Annotated in this window: 16 protein-coding genes and 2 tRNA genes; 7 read left to right on the top strand and 11 right to left on the bottom strand. The window is 69.2% G+C overall.

Annotated features, from left to right (window positions below):
* Window positions 1–50: 50 nt before the first annotated feature.
* Window positions 51–650 (top strand): lytic polysaccharide monooxygenase, encoded by a 600-nt coding sequence (locus tag AB0M87_RS06245; RefSeq protein ID WP_365850534.1) that lies wholly within the window; start codon window positions 51–53, stop codon window positions 648–650.
* Here AB0M87_RS06245 and AB0M87_RS06240 read toward each other — a convergent pair.
* From AB0M87_RS06240 to ehuB, 7 genes are all read right to left on the bottom strand, one after another.
* Window positions 623–2,233 (bottom strand): MFS transporter, encoded by a 1,611-nt coding sequence (locus AB0M87_RS06240; protein ID WP_365850533.1) that lies wholly within the window; start codon window positions 2,231–2,233, stop codon window positions 623–625. The two genes, AB0M87_RS06245 and AB0M87_RS06240, sit on opposite strands and share 28 nt — an antisense overlap.
* A 139-nt stretch (window positions 2,234–2,372) precedes the next feature.
* Window positions 2,373–2,446, bottom strand: a tRNA-Lys gene (locus tag AB0M87_RS06235).
* Window positions 2,447–2,499: 53 nt separating this feature from the next.
* On the bottom strand, window positions 2,500–3,258 hold the full coding sequence (locus tag AB0M87_RS06230) for an IclR family transcriptional regulator C-terminal domain-containing protein (protein ID WP_365850532.1): 759 nt from the start codon (window positions 3,256–3,258) through the stop codon (window positions 2,500–2,502).
* Between the two features lie 164 nt (window positions 3,259–3,422).
* A complete protein-coding gene (locus tag AB0M87_RS06225) occupies window positions 3,423–4,208 on the bottom strand; it encodes an amino acid ABC transporter ATP-binding protein (RefSeq protein WP_365850531.1) in 786 nt (261 codons plus the stop codon).
* Window positions 4,198–4,851: an ectoine/hydroxyectoine ABC transporter permease subunit EhuD gene (gene ehuD, locus AB0M87_RS06220; protein WP_365850530.1), complete on the bottom strand. Its 654-nt coding sequence runs from the start codon at window positions 4,849–4,851 to the stop codon at window positions 4,198–4,200. The genes AB0M87_RS06225 and ehuD overlap by 11 nt, the downstream gene beginning before the upstream one ends.
* A complete protein-coding gene (ehuC, locus tag AB0M87_RS06215; protein WP_365850529.1) occupies window positions 4,848–5,519 on the bottom strand; it encodes an ectoine/hydroxyectoine ABC transporter permease subunit EhuC in 672 nt (223 codons plus the stop codon). Before ehuC ends, ehuD begins: the two co-directional genes overlap by 4 nt.
* A complete protein-coding gene (gene ehuB / locus AB0M87_RS06210) occupies window positions 5,516–6,427 on the bottom strand; it encodes an ectoine/hydroxyectoine ABC transporter substrate-binding protein EhuB (protein WP_365850527.1) in 912 nt (303 codons plus the stop codon). The genes ehuC and ehuB overlap by 4 nt, the downstream gene beginning before the upstream one ends.
* Before the next feature lie 207 nt (window positions 6,428–6,634).
* Between ehuB and AB0M87_RS06205 the strand changes: the two genes are divergently transcribed.
* The 5 genes from AB0M87_RS06205 (at window position 6,635) to AB0M87_RS06185 (ending at window position 10,087) form a co-directional block, all read left to right on the top strand.
* On the top strand, window positions 6,635–7,456 hold the full coding sequence (locus tag AB0M87_RS06205; protein ID WP_365850526.1) for a decarboxylase: 822 nt from the start codon (window positions 6,635–6,637) through the stop codon (window positions 7,454–7,456).
* Complete coding sequence (locus AB0M87_RS06200) at window positions 7,453–8,172, top strand: decarboxylase (protein WP_365850525.1); 720 nt, start codon at window positions 7,453–7,455, stop codon at window positions 8,170–8,172. Before AB0M87_RS06205 ends, AB0M87_RS06200 begins: the two co-directional genes overlap by 4 nt.
* Before the next feature lie 120 nt (window positions 8,173–8,292).
* Window positions 8,293–9,351 (top strand): LLM class flavin-dependent oxidoreductase, encoded by a 1,059-nt coding sequence (locus AB0M87_RS06195; RefSeq protein WP_365850524.1) that lies wholly within the window; start codon window positions 8,293–8,295, stop codon window positions 9,349–9,351.
* Between the two features lie 119 nt (window positions 9,352–9,470).
* Window positions 9,471–9,713: a type II toxin-antitoxin system prevent-host-death family antitoxin gene (locus tag AB0M87_RS06190; RefSeq protein WP_365850523.1), complete on the top strand. Its 243-nt coding sequence runs from the start codon at window positions 9,471–9,473 to the stop codon at window positions 9,711–9,713.
* Window positions 9,713–10,087, top strand: coding sequence for a type II toxin-antitoxin system VapC family toxin (locus tag AB0M87_RS06185; RefSeq protein ID WP_365850522.1), 375 nt, complete (start codon window positions 9,713–9,715; stop codon window positions 10,085–10,087). Before AB0M87_RS06190 ends, AB0M87_RS06185 begins: the two co-directional genes overlap by 1 nt.
* A gap of 6 nt (window positions 10,088–10,093) precedes the next feature.
* Here AB0M87_RS06185 and AB0M87_RS06180 read toward each other — a convergent pair whose 3' ends face one another.
* Complete coding sequence (locus AB0M87_RS06180) at window positions 10,094–11,977, bottom strand: EAL domain-containing protein (RefSeq protein WP_365850521.1); 1,884 nt, start codon at window positions 11,975–11,977, stop codon at window positions 10,094–10,096.
* A gap of 347 nt (window positions 11,978–12,324) precedes the next feature.
* On the opposite strand from AB0M87_RS06180, the gene AB0M87_RS06175 reads away from it, so the two are divergent.
* Entirely contained in the window at window positions 12,325–13,575 is a 1,251-nt protein-coding gene (locus AB0M87_RS06175; RefSeq protein ID WP_365850520.1) for a M6 family metalloprotease domain-containing protein, read from the top strand.
* A gap of 47 nt (window positions 13,576–13,622) precedes the next feature.
* Here AB0M87_RS06175 and AB0M87_RS06170 read toward each other — a convergent pair.
* The 3 genes from AB0M87_RS06170 to AB0M87_RS06160 form a co-directional block, all read right to left on the bottom strand.
* Window positions 13,623–13,696: transfer RNA gene (locus AB0M87_RS06170), tRNA-Lys, on the bottom strand.
* Entirely contained in the window at window positions 13,687–14,388 is a 702-nt protein-coding gene (locus tag AB0M87_RS06165) for a bifunctional DNA primase/polymerase (protein ID WP_365850519.1), read from the bottom strand. The genes AB0M87_RS06170 and AB0M87_RS06165 overlap by 10 nt, the downstream gene beginning before the upstream one ends.
* A 149-nt stretch (window positions 14,389–14,537) precedes the next feature.
* Entirely contained in the window at window positions 14,538–14,879 is a 342-nt protein-coding gene (locus AB0M87_RS06160) for a hypothetical protein (protein WP_365850518.1), read from the bottom strand.
* Between the last annotated feature and the right edge of the window lie 461 nt (window positions 14,880–15,340).

The raw sequence follows: 15,340 nt of genomic DNA, 5'->3' as shown, positions 1-15,340 counted from the left end.
GACCGCAGTACGGCACACCGAACTCCCCCACGGTTTTGAGGAGTGCAGTCATGCGAAAGAAACTCGGCGCGGCCGTGGTCGGCCTGGCCGTGGCCGGCGTCTCGCTGCTCGCCACCGGCAGCGCCAGCAGCCACGGATACACCGACCAGCCCATCAGCCGCCAGAAGCTCTGCGCCAACGGCACCGTCGCCGACTGCGGTGACATCCAGTGGGAGCCGCAGAGCGTCGAGGGCCCCAAGGGCTTTCCCGCCGGCGGCCCGGCCGACGGTTCGATCTGTTCCGGCGGTCACGGCAACTTCGCCCAGCTCGACGCGGCGAAGTCCCCCGGTGGCGGCGCCTGGCCGGCCACCCGGCTGACGGGCGGTCAGGGCTACGCCTTCCGCTGGCAGTTCACGGCCAGGCACGCGACCACCGACTTCGAGTACTTCATCACCAGGAACGGCTGGGATGACACCAAGCCCCTCACCCGGGCCGACCTCGAGTCGCAGCCCTTCATGACGGTGCCCTACGGCGGTATGCAGCCGCCCGGATCACTGTCCCAGCAGGGCACGATCCCGACCGGGAAGTCCGGGCACCAGGTGATCCTGGCGGTGTGGAACATCGCCGACACCGGCAATGCCTTCTACGCCTGCTCGGACGTGCACTTCTGACCGTCCGCCGCGCCGATCCGGCCACCCGCCGGGTCCGCCGCGCCGATCCGGTCACCCGCCGCGACCGGCACGCGTTGCCGGTCGCCGCGGTGCGGCGGTACGTCACCGGCCGGGCGGCGCCGGGCGCGCAGCAGCACCGGCGCCAGCACCGCGCCCAGCAGGAGCAGCACCGCGCCGCCGACCGCCGCCCCGTGCATCCCCGACACGAATGCCTCCCGCGCTGCGTGCACCAGCCCCGGATCCCCGGTCGCGGTCGCCCCGGCAAGCGTTTCGCGGGACTGCGCGGGGGCCGCGGCCGGCATGTTCGCGCGGTACACCGCCGTACCGATCGACCCGAGGATCGCCATCCCCAGCGCCCCGCCGAACTCCTGCCCGGTCTCCAGGAGCGACGCGGCCGAACCGGCCTTCGCCACCGGCGCCGACGACAGTGCCATGTCGGCGACCAGCGCCATCACCGTGACGATGCCGCAGCTGCTCACGGCCGCCCCGGCCAGCAGTAGCCACAGCGCGTCGGTGCCCACGCAGAAGAGCAGCGCGAAGCCGGCCGCGGCGATGAGGAATCCGGCGGTGACGACATACGCCCGCTCGACCTTCTGGGCGATCGCGGAGGCGGTCGGCGCGGCGATGCCCACCGCGATCGACGGCGCCATGGACCAGAGCGCGGCCCGCATGGTGCTCATCCCGAGCACCGACTGCAGATACTGCGTGGTGAAGTACGCGGAGCCCATCATCGCGAAGGCGGCCAGCGCGTTGAGCGCGATCCCGGCGCCGAAGCCGCGGCCGCGGAAGAGTTCCCTGCTGATCATCGCCCGGGTGGTGCGGCGCTGACGGCGTACGAAGAGACAGCCGACGACCGCGCCCACCGCGATCCACAGCACCCGCGGGACGCTGAAGCCGTAGGCGGCGATCTCCTTGAGCCCGTAGATGACGGGGAGCACGGAGCCCATCGACAGCGGCACGCTCAGCAGATCGAACCTGCCCCGTTCGGCGCCCTTGAACTCCGGCACCAGTACGGGCACCAGGACCAGCAGCAGAAGCATCGCCGGCACGTTGATCAGGAAGACCGAGCCCCACCAGAAGTGCTCCAGCATGATGCCGCTCATCACCGAGCCCAGCGCGATACCGCCGGCCATGGCACCCGACCAGATGCCGATCGCCTTGGTGCGCTGTCTCTCGTCGGTGAACATGTTGCGGATCAGCGCCATGGTCGACGGCATCAGAGTCGCCCCGCCGATGCCGAGCACCGCCCGTGCGGCGATCAGCATTTCGGCGTTCTGCGCGTACGCGGCCCCGACCGAGGCCGCACCGAAGGCCGCGGCGCCGAACAGCAGCAGCTTGCGGCGGCCGATCCGGTCGCCCAGCGAGCCCATGGTGATGAGCAGTCCGGCGAGCGTCAGAGCGTAGATGTCGAAGATCCACAGCTGCTGGGTGCTGGTGGGAGCGAGTTCGCGGGTGATGGCGGGGATGGCGAAGAAGAGGACGGAGACGTCCATCGAGACCAGGAGAAGCGGCAGCAGGAGGACGACGAAGGCGGTCCACTCCTTGCGGCCGGCCAGGGCTGTTGTGCTCGGCTGATGCGTCATGCCAGGAACTGTACGAGCGTTTTAAACGGACGTCTAGTACGATCGTATAGATTCTCGAACGTGCGGATTCTCGCGCGTTCCTTCCTGAACGAGCGCATGAAAGAAGCCCCCCGCTTCCGCGAGGGGCTTCTTCTGTCGGTGCGCCGCCAGGGACTCGAACCCCGGACCCGCTGATTAAGAGTCAGCTGCTCTAACCAACTGAGCTAGCGGCGCCTACTGACCCGCAAAGAATACCTGGTCCGAAGGGGTGCTCCAAACCGGATGGCTCAGATGGTCAGCGAGAGCACCACCGGCGCGGCCTGCCGGTTGAGCGCCTCCGCCGCCGAGCGCAGCCGATGGGCGTGCTCGATCGGCAGTGACAGGGCCAGGCACCCGACCGCGGAACCCGCGGTGAGGGGTACGGCGGCACACACCGTGCCCACCGCGTACTCCTGGAGGTCGAGCATCGGGACCGTGGCCGGCTGGGAGTCCAGCCGGGAGAACAGCACCCGCTCGTTGGTGATGGTCCTGGAGGTCAGCCGGGCGATCTTGTGGCGCGAGAGATGGTCGCGGCGGCCGTTGTGGTCGAGCTGGGTGAGCAGGCATTTGCCTGCCGCGCTCGCATGGGCCGACGAACGGAAGTCCACCCACTCCTGGACGGCCGGGGTGAGCGGTCCGTCGGCGAACTGGGTGACCCGGACCTCGCCGTCGATGTACCGGCTGATGTAGACCGCGGCCCCCACCGAGTCCCGCAGCCGGGTCAGGGTGTCGCGGAGCTTCGCCGCGAGGGCCGCCTCGCGGGTGGCGCCGGAGTCGAGGAGGACGAGCGAGTCACCGGTCACATAGGCGCCGTCGCTGACCTGCTCGACGTATCCCTCGCGGCGGAGCATCAGCAGCAGCGAGGAGAGATGGGCGGCGGGGAGGCCGGTGTCGCGGGCGATCTGGGTGTCGGTGACACCGGTGCCGCACTTGGAGACGGACTCCAGCACGCGCAGTGCGTACTGCACCGAGTGGAACGGCGCAGTCGGCTCGGGCTTCAGCGCCACGGTTCCCCCTACAGGTTGTGACCGCTTGCTCGCGTACCACGATAACGGCCAAGAGCCGTTTGTGGGGAGGCCGTTGGTGACTCGGTGGCGCGTCCCGGGCCGTTACGCTGGGGCGCGCCACCATGGCATATGCCGAGGTCATGCTCTCCGCGAAGACTCCGTGGTCAGAGCACCGCGCTGAGGAATTCGCGCGTGCGTTCGTGCTCCGGCTCGCTGAAGATTTTTTCCGGCGATCCCGACTCGATCACCTTTCCGGAGTCGAACATCAGCACGTCGTCGGAGATGTCCCGGGCGAAATTCATCTCGTGGGTGACGCACAGCATGGTGATGTCGGTGGAACGCGCGATGTCCCGCAGCACATCGAGCACCCCGGCGACTAGCTCCGGGTCGAGTGCCGACGTCACCTCGTCGAGCAGCAGCACCTGCGGTCGCATCGCCAGCGCACGGGCGATGGCCACCCGCTGCTGCTGACCGCCGGACAGCTGGTTCGGCTTGGCGTCGGCGCGGTCCCCGAGCCCCACCAGGTCGAGCAGGCCCTTGGCCCGCTCGGCGGCCTCGTCCTTCGACATCCCCAGCACCCGGACCGGGGCCTCGGTGATGTTGCGCTGCACCGACATGTTCGGGAAGAGGTTGAACTGCTGGAACACCATGCCGATGTTCTTGCGGACCTCGCGGAGCTGCTTCTCGCCCTCCGAGGGGAAGAGCTTGGCACCGTTGACCGTGATCGCGCCTTCGTCCGGCTTGAGCAGGGTCATCAGAAGTCTGAGGATCGTCGTCTTGCCGGACCCGGAAGGACCGATCAGCGTGACGTGCTTGCCCGGCTGTACCGAGAAGCAGAGATTGTCGAGGACGGTGTTCTCGCCGAACCTCTTCGTGACGTTCTCGAAGCGGATCAGCTCGCTCGCGGTGACGGGGTTTTCGGGGTTCGCGGGTATCGCGTCAGCGGACAAGGCGGCGCTCCAGGGCTCGGACAAGAAGAGATGCCGGATAGGCGATGACGATGAAGGCAATGCCGACGACGGTGATCGTCTCGTTGCTGTGGAAGGTCAGTCCGCCCTGCTGGCGGGCCTCGCCGAGCAGGTCGAGCACGCTGATCGCGACGACCAGCGGGGTGTCCTTCAGCATGGCGATGACGTAGTTGCCGAGGGCCGGCAGGACGCGGCGGATCGCCTGCGGCAGGATCACCGCGTTCCAGGTACGGCCCACCGGCAGGGACAGCGCGGTGGCCGCCTCCCACTGCCCGACCGGTACGGCATCGATGCCGGCCCGGTAGACCTGGGCGGTGTACGTCGAGTAGTGCACGCCGATCGCCACGGTGCCCGTGGTGATGGCGGAGAACTGGATGCCCCAGTCCGGCAGCACGAAGTAGAGGAAGAACAGCTGCACCAGCAGCGGCGTGTTGCGGATGAACTCGGTGACGAAGTTCACCGGCCACCGCACGTATCGCGTCTTCGTCCGGTAACCGAGCGCCCAGACCAGACCCAGCGCGAAGGAGAGCACCGAGCCGAGCACGAGGATCCGCAGAGTGGTGAGCAGACCGTCCCAGAGATACGGCATGAAGCCCGAGACAGCGGACCAGTCCCATGTGTTCATCGGGCACCTCCGGTGGCCGTGAGACCGAGATTGGCCCTGGTCTTGCGCTCAAGCGCCCGCATCCCGCGGGTGAGTACGAAAGCGATGAGGAAGTAGATGACCAGGATGACGGAGTAGATCTGAGAACTCTCCTGAGTGGCGAGCCGCACCAGATAGGCGGCGAACGACACATCTCCGACGCCGAGCAGCGAGACCAGCGCGGTGCCCTTGAGCAGCTCGACCAGCAGGTTCGAGAACGGCGGCATCATCTCGGGGATGGCCTGCGGCAGCAGGATCAGCCGCAGCCGCTGCGAAGGCGTGAAGTTGAGCGCGATGCCCGCCTCACGTTGGGCGGGCGCCACCGCCTGCAGCGCGCCCCGCACGATTTCGGCGCCGTACGCACCGTAGGAGAGGCCCAGGGCGAGCACGGCCGCCCACATCGGCACCAGGGCCCAGCCGAACAGGTTCGGCAGCACGAAGAAGATCCAGAACATCAGGACCAGCGCTGACGTGCCGCGGAAGATCTCGGTGTAGGCGCCGGCCAGGAAACGGACGAAGCGCGAGTGGTGGGTACGTGCCGTGCCTATGCCGAAGGCCACCACCGTCGCCAGCGCCGCGCTGTACACGGTGAGCTGGACGGTTATCCAGATGCCGGGGATTACCCAGTGTGTCCACAGTCCCGACGTCATGCGCACAGCTCCTTGGCCGTCAGCGTGGTCATCTCCGCCTTGGTGAACCCGAACGGCTGGAGGACCCGGAAGAGTTCACCGCTCTTCTTCATCTTGTGGATCTGGACGTTGAAGGCATCGCGGAGCGATGTGTCGGTGCGACGGAACGTGAAGCCGCCGCCGTCGATCTTCTTCTTGCCGTCGATGGTGGTGGCGAAGGCCTTGGTGCCCTCCGCCCGGTGGCTCTTCTTCACCACCTCGCGGACGGTGAGCGAGGTACCCGCGAAGACGTCGACACGGCCGGTCTCGACGGCGTTGAGACCCGCGACCTGGTCCTGGAGAATGACGATGTCCTTCTCCTTGTAGCCCGCGGCGACGGCGTAGGCGATCTCGGCGTACGCGGTGCCGGTGGCGAACTTCGCCTTGGCCCGGTAGCAGTCCTGGTAGTTGTGCAGGTTCTTCGGGTTTCCCTTGCGGACGATGAAGGCGTCCAGCATCTGGTATTCGGGATCGGCGAAGATCACCTGCTGGCACCGGTCGTGGTTGATGTACATCCCGGCGGAAACCACGTCGAACTGCTGGGAGTTGAGGCCCGGTATCAGTGAACCGAAGTCGGTGGCGACCGGCTGGACGTGATCGATGCCGAGCCGCTTGAAGATGATCTTTGCGAGCTCGACCGCCTCGCCGGTGAAATCGCCGTTCTTGTCGACGAAGCCGTACGGCTGCTCCCCGGCGATGCCGAGCCTGACGGTGCCCTGAGTCTTCAGCCGGGCCAGCGTGTCTCCCGTCGGAATCCTGCTGCAACCGGCGGCCCCGAGCGCCCCCGCGGCGCCCAGCCCCGCAGCGCCGAACAGGAGCGACCTGCGCCGTATGGGCTGGATGGACCGTCTTGTCGTGCTTCCTGAGTCGTTCCCTGGTGGTGAAGCCATGGGCGCGTGGCTACCCGACTCCAGCCGAGATATGCAGACCAATTTCCGCCAGGCCGGGGGAAGGGCCGTCATGTCGGGCGAGTAATCGGATTGCAACGTCTGAGATGTACTGATTGACCGGGCTCGCTCCCCGCCCCTACCGTCTACAGAAGAAGCGCCAGCCGCCTCGCGTAGGTCGTATTCGCGCACGTCACTTGGGGGGCCCTCGTGGACATCTCCTTTCTCGGCGGACCACAGCCACAGCGCGGTGTGGGTGTAGTAGCCCCTTTTGATTTCGCTCTCGACAGAGAGCTCTGGCGCTGGGTACCGGACGACGTATCGCTCCATCTCACGCGCACCCCTTTTGTGCCGGTCGAGGTCTCGCTCGACCTCGCCCGGCTGGTCAGCGAACACGAGACGCTCCGTGAGGGGGTCCGCGCGCTCTGCGCGGTCGCGCCGCAGGTCGTCGCGTACGCCTGCACCAGCGGTAGTTTCGTCGGCGGTCTGGCCGGTGAACGTGCCATGTGCGAGGCCATGACCACGGCGGGCGAGGTCCCCTCGCTCACCACGTCCGGCGCCCTGCTCACCGCTCTCGAGGAGCTCGGCGCACGGCGGATCGCCCTGGTCACGCCCTACACTGAATCTGTGACGTCCTCGCTGGAGGAATACCTCGCGGAAGCCGGGACAACTGTCACTGGGCGGGCCTTTCTGGGCCTCACCAGGCACATCTGGAAAGTCCCGTACCGCGATGTGGTGGACATGGCGCGAGAGGCAGTGGTCGGCGAGGCGGATGCGCTGTTCATCAGCTGCACCAATCTCCCGACGTACGACGTGATCCCGCAGCTCGAAGCGGAGCTGCGGATGCCGGTGCTCTCGGCGAACCAGGTCACGATGTGGGCGGCGCTGCGGCACATCGGCGCCCAGGCGGTCGGCCCGTACCAGCGGCTCCTGATCGACTCGGCGCCCGCAGCACCGGAGCCGCCGCCGCTCCCCGAGCCCGCCGCCGCGGTAGCAGATGATCCGCCCGACGAACAGGGAGGCTGGACATGACAGCGGTTGGGTTCCTCTACCCGGGGCACTCCGCGGAGGACGACTACGAGCGCATCGAGCAGATGCTCGCCTCCGACATCAGACTGCCCGTGGTGCACACCGACATCGGCGAGGACGCCCACCGGGTCGACGCGCTGCTCACCATGGGCGAGGACGACCGCCTCGCCGCGGGAGTCGAGGAGCTGCGGCTCGCCGGAGCCGAGGCGGTGGTCTGGGCGTGCACCAGCGGCAGCTTCGTATACGGCTGGGACGGCGCCCACGAACAGATCAGGAACCTGGCGCGGGCGGCCGGGATGCCGGCCTCCAGCACGTCCTTCGCCTTCGCGCACGCCATCCAGCACCTGGGCGCCACCCGCGTCGCGGTCGCCGCGACCTATCCCGAGGACGTGGCCGACTACTTCGCCGACTTCCTCAAGTCGGCGGGCACCGAGGTGACCGCCACCCGGGGCAGCGGCATCATCACCGCGGCGGAGGTCGGCACGTGGGGCCGCGACGAGGTCCTGGAGCTGGCCCTCGCCGGGGACCATCCCTCGGCGGAGATCCTGCTGCTGCCGGACACCGCCCTGCACACGGCAGCGTACCTGGCGGAGTTGGAGCAGGTGCTGGGAAAGCCGGTCCTCACGGCTAATCAGGTGTCCGTGTGGGAGGCGCTGCGGCTGGCCGAGCGGAGGGTCTGGGGGGACCGGATGGGCAAGCTGTTCGCCCGGCCGACGTAAGCCATCCGGCAGGCCCCGGGGGAACCGGACGTGAGCTGTCCGGCACCTCCGGGGGAATAACCGGACACCCCTTTCCGTTGGCGCCAGGCGTACCTGGCGAACAGCAGGAAGGCACTTCCGGTGGACCCGATCCAAGGCAAGGCGGCCGGCGCCGCCCCCGTACCCCTCTCCGTCCTGGACCTGGTCACCGTCGGCAAGGGCCGGACCGCCACCCAGGCCATCCGAACCGGTGTGGACATCGCCCGGCTCGCGGAACGGCGCGGATTCCACCGCTACTGGGTGGCCGAGCACCACTCGATGCCGGGGGTCGCCTCCTCGTCGCCGGCCGTGCTGCTGGCCCACCTCGCCGCCCACACCGACCGCATCCGGCTCGGTTCGGGCGGCGTGATGCTGCCCAACCACGCTCCGCTGGTGATCGCCGAACAGTTCGGCACGCTGGAGGCGATGGCCCCCGGCCGGGTCGACCTGGGTCTGGGGCGGGCGCCCGGCACCGACGGGGCCACCGCGGCGGCCCTGCGCCGCAGCGACAGGCTCCGCGAGGGCGCCGACGAATTCCCGCAGCAGCTCGCCGAGTTGACCCGGTTCCTGGACGACGACTTCCCGGACGGCCATCCGTACGCCCGGATACACGCGGTTCCCGGCCCGGTCCAGGGACCGGCCGGCCGTCCGCCGATCTGGCTGCTCGGGTCGTCCGGGTTCAGCGCACGGCTGGCGGGGACGCTCGGCCTGCCGTTCGCCTTCGCGCACCACTTCTCGGCGCAGAACACCATCCCGGCCCTCGACCTGTACCGGGAGTCCTTCCGCCCGTCGGCGGTCCTGGACACCCCGTACGCGCTCATCGGTGTGGCGGCGCTGGCCGCTGACGAGGAGCGGGAGGCCCGCCGGCAGGTGCTCACCGGGGCGCTGTCGATGGTCCGGCTGCGCACCGGGCGGCCGGGTCTGGTGCCGACGCCCGAGGAGGCGGAGGCGTACGAATTCAGCCAGATGGAGCGGGAGTTCGTGGACGGCTGGTTGAACAACATCATCATGGGCACCGCGGACGAGGTCCGCTCCGGTCTCGACGACCTGCAGAAGCGCACCGGCGCGGACGAGCTGATGATCACCGCCAACGCGCACGGCGGCGACGCGCGCCTGCGCTCGTACGAGCTGATCGCGGACGCCTACGGGCTGCCCGGGTGAACCAGGAAGGTGCGCTGCGAAAGGTGCGCTGAGGAATAGGCGAACGACAGCCGGGGACCCATCGCGATATGCTTAGTCCAGTGGTTAGTCCACTTTGATGATGTCCCTGAGAGGCCACCGTGGAAGCAGGTCGGCAGTACAACGTGCACGAGGCGAAGACTCACCTGTCGCGCATCCTGGAACAGGTGGCGACCGGTGAGGAGGTCGTGATCAGCAAGGCCGGGCAGCCCGTCGCCAAGGTGGTACCACTGCGTCCGAAGGTGAAGCGAACCGGCCGCGGGTCGTTGCGAGGTCAGATCTACATCCCGGACGACTTCGACGAGTTGCCCGACGACATCGCCGATGCCTTCGGGGCGCACTGATGCGCCTGCTGCTCGACACCCACGTCGTCCTGTGGTGGCTCGACGACTCCGCGGAGCTGTCCGGCGAGATCAAAGATCTGCTCGACACCGAGCCTTCGGTGTACGTCAGTGCCGCGACACCGTGGGAGATCGCGGTCAAGCAGTCACTCGGGAAGCTGCCCGGTCCGGAGGATCTGCCGGAACGGGTGCGGGACAGCCAGTTCACACCGCTGCCGATCACCGCGGGGCACGGTGTGCGTGCGGGGCGGCTGCCGCTGCACCACAGGGATCCCTTCGACCGGCTGCTGGTGGCCCAGGCGCAGATCGAAGGGCTGGTCCTGGTGACGCGTGACAAGTGGATCCCGGAGTACGACGTACAGGTGCTGCCGGTCTGACGGCCGTCAGGACTGCTGCGGAACGGCACCGATCATCGCCCCGATGGCTTCCGGGGTGACGGCCCGTGAGTACAGGTAGCCCTGCCCGGTGTCGCAGCCGATGCGGCGCAGCCGGGCCGCCTGCCCTGCGGTCTCCACGCATTCCGCGGTGACCGTGAGCCCGAGCCGGTGCGCAAGCTGGACCAGGGCCTCGACGATCACCTCGTCGGCCGGGTTGGGGTGGGTGCCCTCCTCGTACCGGAAGCCGCTGACGAAGGAGCCGTCCAGTTTCAGTACGGAGACCGGCAGCCGGCTGAGATACGCGAGGTTCGAGTAGCCCGTCCCGAAGTCGTCGATGGCGATCTGTACGCCCATGTCGCTGAGCGCCTGCAGCGCCTGGAGCGGGCGGCCGGCGGAACCCATCAGCGCGGACTCGGTCAGTTCCAGCTGGAGCAGACCCGGTGCGAGGCCGGTCTCGGTGAGGATGCCGGCCACCTCGCCCACCAGGTCCGAGTCCCAGACCTGCCGCACCGCCACATTGACGCTCACGAACAGCGGCGGCTCGTCCGGGTGGTCGAGCTGCCACTGTCTGGCCTGCCGGCAGGCGGTCCGCAGTACCCAGCCGCCGAGCTGGACGATCGAGCCGTCCTCCTCGGCCAGTGTGATGAACCGATTCGGCGTCAGCCGGCCGAACTGCGGGTGTTCCCAGCGGACCAGCGCCTCCACACCCTTGAGCGCCCCACCCGCCATGTCCACCAGCGGCTGGTACTCCAGGAGGAACTCACCGCTCTCGACGGCCGGGCGCAAGGTCGAGGAGAGGGCCTGACGGGTCATCCGGTGGGCGTTGCGCTCGGGGTCGAAGAGCGTCCAGCGGCCTTTGCCGTCCGCTTTCGCCCAGTACAGCGTGGTGTCGGCGTCCTGCATCAGACCGGTGGCACTGGTGCCGGCCACCAGCCGCTCCACCACCCCGATCGAGGCGGACACGGACAGCCGGTGGCCGCTCAGGTCGAAGGGCTTCTGCAGCGCTGCGAGCACCGATCCCGCCAGGTCGGCGAGCTGTTCCGTACCGGTGGAGTCCTCGACGAGCAGGGCGAACTCGTCGCCGCCGAGTCTGGCCACCAGGTGGCCGCCGCTGCGCCCGTATCCGGACTGGTCGGCGCAGTGCGTCAGCCGGGCGGCGACCTCCGAGAGCAGCCGGTCGCCGAAGCGGTGGCCCAGGGTGTCGTTGACCGCCTTGAAACCGTCCAGGTCCAGATAGCAGAGGCCGATCCGGCCGGTGCCGGGCTGTCCGTACGCCGTCGGGTCGAGCGCGGCGGACAGCCGCTCGAAGAAGAGACTGCGGTTGGGGAGGCGGGTCACCGGGTCGTGCATCTGCAGATGGCGCAGCTTGGCCTGGAGCTCCCGCCGGTCGCTGACATCGGCGACCGAGAGCAGCACCTGCGGGCTGTCGGGGACGGGGGTGACGCTGACCTCAGCCCAGAGCGAGTGCCCGTCGGGATGCTTGAGCCTGCGGGTGCAGCGGAAGCCCGCGCGGTGGCCGCCCAGTACTTCGCGGTAGGCGTGCCAGGTGCGGGCGTCCGTGGCCAGGTCCACCAGATCGGCCGCGGCCTGCCGGGTCAGCCCCGCGGGCTCGGCGCCGAGCAGCCCGGCGAGGGCGTCATTGGCCGCGACGACCAGGCCCTCCCGATCGACGACCGCCATTCCGAGCCGGGCGGTGTTGAACGCGGCCCGGTAGTCGCGCAGTTCGGCCGCACTGTGGCCGGCGGCACTGTGGTCGGCGGCACTGTGTACGGCCGCACTGTGTACCGCCGCGCTGTGAGCGGCTGCGCTCCGGACGGCTTCCTGACGCTCTGTGACCGGCAGCCGGATGGATGCGGGCGCCGGGCCCGGTCCTTCGGGGGTTCCGCTCACGGTTGGCTCCCGCAGTGCAGTCGGCTTGAACAAGTGAGGTCCGGATCGGGATCCGGACGGTGGAAGAACGCCGGAGCCGCGATCAACGCTGGAAAGTGTGCCGATCATAGAGGTTCAAGGGATGACCATTCCAGCGCCGGCCGAGGACCGAGACCGCTCCGGCACCTCAGGTTGACCGTTTCTGCGCGGCTATGGTCCGGGGTTCTTCCAGCCTGACCGGTTGTGACTTTCCGTGAAGGTTCGGGGTGTCGGCCGGTCACCCGAGTGGGGCAGTTGGACAGGGCAAACCTGCACAAATCGTCACAGGGTGGGTGGGGTGTCCCCGCATCCCGAACCCGGAGGTCGACGTGCAGCGTCTGCAGACACCCGGGGGACTGGACCGGCAACGTCTGCGCCGGGTCGCCGCCGTGCTCACCTCGTTCACCGCGCTGGCCGCCACTTCACTGGTCGCCGGACCCGCCGTCGCCGCCGAGGGAGCGGCGGGACCCTGCGCACTGCCGCGTACCGACGTGCACCACTCGCTCGGGCTTGACACCTGGGACACCGCCTATCCGCGGCCGGTCGGCACCCTCAACGCCGTAATGATCTTCCTGTCCTTCCCCGGTGCCACCCCTCGCAGCACCCCGAAGGAACTGGCGGCCGACTACTTCCCCGCGACCACCGACTTCTACCGGCGTGCCTCGTACGGCAAGTTCACCCTGCGCTCGCATCCCCTGACGACCTGGACCGAAATGCCACGGCCTGCCTCCGCGTACGCCGTACAGCGCGACTGGAACGCCGACCGCCGCAGCGCCTACCTGCACGACGCCCTGGCCGCCGCCGATCCCGTGGTGGACTTCAGCAAGTACGACATCGTCTACCTGATGGCGGATCCGGAGGCGCCGGGCGTCGACTCCGACGCCACCAAGGTGGTCAACCTCAACACCCCGATGCACGCCGACGGCACGGCCATTCGGCGGGTGGTCACCGGCTTCGAGCGGCACCCGCCGGACCGCAACGTGCTGGCCCACGAGACCGGACACCTCTTCGACATGCCGGATCTGTACCACCGCCCCACGGACGGCAAGGGCGACTGGGACACCTATGTCGGCGACTGGGACGTGATGGGCAGCCAGTTCGGGCTGGCGTCCGATTTCTTCGGCTGGCTCAAATGGAAGCTGGGCTGGCTCGACCGGCGGCAGATCGCCTGCGTCCAGGGCACGGCACCCCGGATGTACACCCTCGAGCCGCTGGAGGAGATGCCGGCAGGCGGTACGGAGGTCGCCGGGACCCGGATGATCGTCGTACGGACCGGCCTGGACAGTGTGCTGGCGATCGAGGCCCGCACCGCCACCGGAGACGATCGCGCCACCTGCACCGAAGGCGTACTGATCTACCGGATCCAGGGCGGCACGGCCTCCGGCGACGGACCGGTCCAGGTCATCGACACCCATCCGCACCGCACGGCGTGCCTGGGGCAGTCCGTCTATCCGGAGCTGGCCAACGCGCCGCTGCAGGTCGGCGAGACCTACACGGTGCCGGACGGCGGCACCCGGGTGGAGGTCACGGACCGCACGCCGTCCGGGGCGTGGACGGTGCAGGTCACGCCAGTGGTCTGACCGAACGAACGAGGCCCCCCGCTTGCGCGAGGGGCCTCGTCTGTCGGTGCGCCGCCAGGGACTCGAACCCCGGACCCGCTGATTAAGAGTCAGCTGCTCTAACCAACTGAGCTAGCGGCGCCTGCTGACGTCGTAGACCTTAGCACCCTGATCGGCGCGGGGAAAAATCGATAAGCGGACCGACGGCGAGCAGGCCGAGCGGGCCGCCCGCACGCAGGCCCAGAGCACCACCTCGGGCCCTGGGAGCCAGGGGTGCCGGGTGTCGGGGGCCACCAGCCAGCGCATGCTCGAACGGGGAACGGGGCTGGTCAGCGACGGTACGGTCACCGCGTCCCCGGTGCCGTGGCAGAGCAGCGGCGGCACCGCGTCGCCCCACTCCTCCCAGTCGAGCAGGGACGGCAGACGCTGCGCCGTGCCGGGTGCGGTGAAGAGCAGCATCCGGCCGCGATGAGCGGCCACCGGGCCCGACCCGGGCCCCTCGGACCACAGCGCGTCCAGCAGCCGGCGGCCGAAGACCGACTCCACGTTCACCACGTCGAAGACGGAACCGCAGGGCAGGACGACGGGGGCGCCGGGGCGGGACTGCCACACCGAGAGCGCACTGCGGGGATACGCGGCAGCCGACGCCAGCCAGTCCGCGCCGGCTGCGGTCACCCGGGCGGCGTGCTGCTCATCGGTGCCGGGCAGATCATGCAACGCGTGCGGCAGGTGACCGGACCCCGCGGAGGACCGGCCGCCGGGCCCGCTGCCCGTGCGGATGCCCATGCCCGTGGAGGTCCCGGTGCCGTCGTCATGTCGCTGCCATGCGTTCATGACGTCCATATGTACCCGCAGTGACGGTCACACTCCGGGGGGTTGGGTGAAATCGGGACGGGGAGGGGCGGGAAGGCGTATCTTGCGCGTCGGCATATGCCAGCCGGTTGCGCCCGGTGTCGGTCGGCGTTTCTGTTCCGCCGACGTTGCTAACCGCCGTTGCCGTTGCGCAGCAGGTCCCGGCCGAACTCCACCATCTTCTTGGCGTAGTCCTCCGCCCACTGGGCGCGCTCGGCGATGTCCGCCGTGGTGAGCCGGTCGAAACGGCGCGGATCGGCCAGCTGGGCGGCCGCGACCGCCTGGAACTCGGTCGCCCGGTCGGCGGCGGCACGGAAGGCGAGCGTCAGCTCGGTGGAACGGGCCAGTAGTGCGGCCGGGTCGTCGATCGACTCCAGGTCGAAGAAGTGCTCGGGATCGGCGGAGGCCTCCGACGGCTCGAAGAGCAACGGCGCCGGGCGGAGCTTACGCTCGCGCTGTTCGGGTTCCGCCATAACGTGTGCCTCCTGCTGTCGTGCTGTCCCGTAGTACTGGTCAGCCTTTTCGGACCACCGTCCATTGTCCCGCCTCTGGCAAGAGGGCCTCCGCCCGCGGTCGCCGGGCGACTCGGTGGCCGGACCAGTGGTCCCCGTGGACGTCATCGCCTCCCACCCGTCCGGGCTGTGTCTTTTGGCCGCCTCCGGCGGGGTGCCGGACTCCGTCCGGCGGGGGCGGCGGTGGGCTCGGCGTGTCCGGGGTCGGGTGTGGGGTCAGGGTCGCCAGGGGATCCGGTGGCCGGACCAGTGGTCCCAGGTGGACATCATCGCCTCCCACCCGTCCGGGCTGTGTCTTTTGGCCGCCTCCGGCGGGGTGCCGGACTTCGTCCGGCGGGGGCGGCGGTGGGCTCGGCGTGTCCGGGGTCGGGTGTGGGGTCAGGGTCGCCAGGGGATCCGGTGGCCGGACCAGTGGTCCCAGG

This window comes from Streptomyces sp. NPDC051320 (assembly GCF_040682175.1).
GTDB lineage: Bacteria > Actinomycetota > Actinomycetes > Streptomycetales > Streptomycetaceae > Streptomyces.
This window is presented reverse-complemented; position numbering and strand designations above follow the sequence as displayed.